At 65.0% G+C, this 4,191-nt stretch carries 5 protein-coding genes; all 5 read right to left on the bottom strand.

What is annotated here, in order from left to right; translation table 11 throughout:
• Window positions 1-720 (bottom strand): bifunctional demethylmenaquinone methyltransferase/2-methoxy-6-polyprenyl-1,4-benzoquinol methylase UbiE (gene ubiE, locus AC3AYF_RS16770; RefSeq protein ID WP_487780046.1); only part of this gene is annotated, 720 nt, incomplete at its 3' end.
• Between the two features lie 246 nt (window positions 721-966).
• Window positions 967-1,350 (bottom strand): gamma-butyrobetaine hydroxylase family protein, encoded by a 384-nt coding sequence (locus tag AC3AYF_RS16775; RefSeq protein ID WP_295039645.1) that lies wholly within the window; start codon window positions 1,348-1,350, stop codon window positions 967-969.
• 133 nt (window positions 1,351-1,483) lie between these two features.
• Entirely contained in the window at window positions 1,484-2,800 is a 1,317-nt protein-coding gene (gene hslU / locus AC3AYF_RS16780; protein ID WP_487780047.1) for an ATP-dependent protease ATPase subunit HslU, read from the bottom strand.
• A gap of 88 nt (window positions 2,801-2,888) precedes the next feature.
• The gene (gene hslV, locus AC3AYF_RS16785) at window positions 2,889-3,407 is read right to left on the bottom strand and encodes an ATP-dependent protease subunit HslV (RefSeq protein ID WP_295039642.1); all 519 of its coding nucleotides are present in this window, start codon (window positions 3,405-3,407) and stop codon (window positions 2,889-2,891) included.
• A gap of 328 nt (window positions 3,408-3,735) precedes the next feature.
• On the bottom strand, window positions 3,736-4,191 hold a 456-nt coding region (locus AC3AYF_RS16790), incomplete at its 5' end, for an SPOR domain-containing protein (protein ID WP_295039639.1).

A 4,191-nucleotide genomic window follows, 5' to 3' on the forward strand; every position in this document is an offset into this window, starting at 1 on the left:
GACGATTCCGCCGGTCATGTTGGTATAGTCGACGCGCTCCAGGCCGGCAGCCTGCATCATGCCCTTCAGCGTCTCCTGGTCGGGATGCATGCGGATCGACTCCGCCAGATAGCGGTAGCTGTCGGCGTCGTTGGCCACCAGCCGACCCATCTGCGGGAGCAGGCGGAAAGAGTACTGGTCGTAGGCTTTCGACAGCAGGCCGTTGACCGGCTTGGAGAACTCCAGCACCAGCAGGCGTCCGCCGGGCTTCAGCACCCGCGTCATCGAGCGCAGCGCCGCGTCCTTGTCGGTGACGTTGCGCAGGCCGAAGGCGATGGTGATGCAGTGAAAGCTGTTGTCCGGAAACGGCAGGCTCTCGGCGTTGGCCTGTACGTATTTGACGTTGTCGCCGATGCCGTTGTCGATCAGCTTGTCGCGCCCGACCCGCAGCATGGATTCGTTGATGTCGGCCAGGATGACGCGTCCCGTCGGTCCCACGCGCCTGGCGAACTGGCGGGTCAGGTCGCCGGTACCACCGGCGATGTCGAGCACGCTGTGGCCCTGGCGAACGCCGCTGCGCTCGAGTGTCAGCTGCTTCCAGAGGCGATGGATGCCGAATGACATCAGGTCGTTCATGACATCGTAGCGCGCGGCCACCGAGTGAAAGACGTCGGCCACGCGGGCGGCCTTCTCGTCGACCGCCACCTTTTCGTAGCCGAAGTCGGTCGTGCGCTTGTCCATGTGCTCTTCTCCGAGATGACGCGGGCGGCGAACGTCACGCCTGTTGGGGCGGTGGCGTCGCTGTCTGGGCGATGTGCTGCCGAGCGGCTCGAGCCGTGTGACCGACGCGCCCGAGCCGGGGCCAATCGATGTGAATCGACCGAGTCCGCATTGTAGCGTCTGGTCGTAAACTTGTCTGCGCGCATCGCGGCTGGCAGGTATGAGGCGCTGGCGTACCGGCGGCCTTGGTCTCGCATCCGGCCGGCTTCAGACCTGATGAATCTGGATCACGCCGGACTCCCGGGAGGCACCGGCGCGCTCGAGCCGGGTCAGATAGTTCTCCCACCAGGCCTGCTGATGGGTCGCCATCTCATGGAGATACTCCCAGGTGTAGAGCCCGGTATCGTGGCCGTCGTCGAAATGCAGCTTGAGTGCGTAGCGGCCGGTCTGGGTGATATCCAGCAGGCCGACGTTGCGCTTGCCGGTCTGCAACACGGCTTCGCTGGGGTGATGGCCCTGGACTTCCGCCGAGGGCGAGTAGACACGCAGCAGCTCCACCGGCAGGCGATAGCTCTCGCCATCGGGATAACCCAGTTCGAGTTCCCGGTCACGCTTGTGATAGTGGACGCGATTGGGAATGGGGGCGGACATAAGAAACTCCTAGCCGTAAGTTGTGGTCTGCTAGTGAGAAGAGCCGTAAAAGAAAGAGAAGAACGTCGTTCTAGAGTTCTTCTCTTCCAGCCGCGAAGCGGCGCTCTTCCAGCTTAAAGCTTACGGCTTTTCGTCAGAGGATATACCGCGAAAGGTCCTCGTCCACCGCCAGTTCGCCCAGCTTGTCGTTGACGTAATCGGCGTCGACGACCAGCGGGCTCGCATAATCTCCGCCCTGGAACGAGGCCTCCTCGAGCAGCCGCTCCATCACGGTGTGCAGGCGACGGGCGCCGATATTCTCGGTGCCGTCGTTGACCTGCCAGGCGATCTCGGCGATGCGCGAAATGCCGTCTTCGGTGAACTGCACTTCCAGCCCTTCGGTGCCGAGCAGCGCCTGGTACTGCTTGGTCAGTGCCGCCGAGGGCTCGGTCAGGATGCGCTTGAAGTCGTCCGGCGTCAGCGCTGTCAGTTCGACCCGGATCGGCAGGCGACCCTGCAGTTCCGGAATCAGGTCCGACGGCTTGGAGAGGTGGAAAGCCCCGGAGGCGATGAACAGGATGTGGTCGGTGCGCACCATGCCGTGCTTGGTGGAGACGGTGGAGCCTTCGATCAGCGGCAACAGATCGCGCTGCACGCCCTCGCGGGAGACGTCGCCGCCGCTGCCGGACTCGCCGCGCTTGGCGACCTTGTCGATCTCGTCGAGGAACACGATGCCGTTCTGCTCCACCGCTTCCAGCGCGCGCTGCTTGATCTCTTCCTCGTTGACCAGCTTGGCGGCTTCTTCGTCCTGCAGGAGCTTCCAGGCGTCCTTGACCGTCACGCGGCGGTTTTCGGACTTCTGCTTGCCCATGTTGGCGAACAGGCTCTGCAACTGGTTGGTCATCTCCTCCATGCCCGGCGGGGTCATGATGTCGACCCCTTGGCTTGCCGGCGTCACCTCGATGTCGATCTCCTTGTCGTCGAGCTGACCCTCGCGCAGCTTCTTGCGGAAGACCTGGCGCGTGGAGGAGTCGTCGCGGCCGGCATCGTACTCGCTGCCCCGCGGGCGCGGCAGCAGGGCATCGAGAATACGCTCCTCGGCGGCATCCTGGGCCTTGTGGCGCCCTTCGGTCTTGGCCTGCTCGCGCACCATCTTGATCGCCATTTCCATCAGGTCGCGCACGATCGACTCGACGTCGCGACCGACGTAGCCCACTTCGGTGAACTTGGTCGCCTCGACCTTGAGAAACGGCGCCCCGGCCAGCTTGGCCAGGCGACGTGCGATCTCGGTCTTGCCGACGCCGGTCGGTCCGATCATCAGGATGTTCTTGGGCACGATCTCGCCGCGCATGTCTTCGTCGAGGCGCATCCGGCGCCAGCGATTGCGCAGCGCGATGGCGACGGCCCGCTTGGCGTCGTGCTGACCGATGATGTACTGGTCCAGCGAGTGGACGATCTCACGCGGCGTCATCGAAGACTGGGTCAGCGCCGGCTGGGTGGCGGCCGTCTCCTGCGCCGTGCCGTTCTGGGAAAGACTCTGGGACATGGGGATGACCTCGTTACAGCTCTTCGAGCGTGATCTGGTGATTGGTGAAGACGCAGATGTCGGCGGCGATGTTGAGTGATTTCTCGGTGATCTCGCGGGCGCCGAGCTCGGTATTCTCGAGCAGTGCTCTCGCCGACGCCTGGGCGAAATGGCCGCCGGAGCCGATCGCGATGATACCGCGCTCGGGCTCGACCACGTCGCCGTTGCCGGTGATGATCAGCGACGCCGTCTTGTCGGCGACGGCGAGCATCGCCTCGAGGCGGCGCAGCGCGCGATCGGTACGCCACTCCTTCGCCAGCTCGACGGCTGCCTTGGTCAGATGGCCCTGATACTTCTCCAGCTGCGCCTCGAAGCGCTCGAACAGGGTGAAGGCATCGGCAGTGCCGCCCGCGAAACCGGCCAGAACCTGGCCGCGATGGAGGCGGCGGACCTTGCTGGCGTTGCCTTTCATTACCGTGTTGCCCAGCGATACCTGGCCATCACCGGCCAGGGCGACCTGGTCGCCACGGCGCACGGATACGATTGTGGTCATGCAGTTGACTCCCAGTGGCGCGCCGCCCGGTGCTGCCGGCGGCGCCGAAAAACGGGTGCGATCGCGTTCGCAGTCGACGGTGCTCGTCTGAAACGAAAGAACGCAGGACGCGATGCGGCATGAATCGAGAGGTGCGGGCGGAAGGGGGGGAAATCAAGCGGCGGTTTCCGGCAACGAGTGCCTGGCGCGTGGCGATGGCTACCGGAGGTCGCATGGCGCGCGTGAATTTCGCTCGGAATCCGTCACCAAAAACGGCCGACAGGCGATGTCGGCCGTCTGGCTGCAGGCGCGGTGATGCGAGCTGTAGCGGTGGTGCGAGCTGTAGCGCTTAGTTCTGCAGGCGCAGCAACAGCGGCTCGATGCCCTGGGTCACCATCAGGTCCTGGGCGCGGGATAGCTCGCGCTTGTCCTCGTAGGGCCCGACCTGGACCCGGTGCCAGAGCTGATCGCCATTGGCTCGAACGTCGGTGATCTTGGCCAGCAGGCCGAAGTCCTTGAGCCGGTTGGCGAGGCGTTCGGCATCGCCGAGGTCGCGGAAGGAGGCGGCCTGCAGGACGTAGCGGCCGCCGCTGGGCGTTGGCTGCTTGGTCTGGTTCGCGGCATCGTCGGCCGCGGCTTCCTGGGTCGTCTTGGCGGTCGGCTCGGGCGACGAGCTATCGCTGTTGGGAGCGATGACCTCCGTTTCCGGCAGTAGCGTGTAGAACTCGAAGGTGGGTGTCGCAGGCTGCTGGGGAGTGGCGGTGCCGCTGGCGGCGCCATCGGTGCCCTGGGCGTTGCCGCCGGT

The organism is Salinicola sp., assembly GCF_982684285.1.

What these genes read in the sequence shown, in the direction of transcription:
- AC3AYF_RS16775 (WP_295039645.1), bottom strand. Translation starts at nt 1,350, where the DNA reads ATGTCCGCCCCCATTCCCAATCGCGTCCACTATCACAAGCGTGACCGG.
- hslU (WP_487780047.1), bottom strand. Translation starts at nt 2,800, where the DNA reads ATGACGCCGCGTGAGATCGTCCACTCGCTGGACCAGTACATCATCGGT.
- hslV (WP_295039642.1), bottom strand. Translation starts at nt 3,407, where the DNA reads ATGACCACAATCGTATCCGTGCGCCGTGGCGACCAGGTCGCCCTGGCC.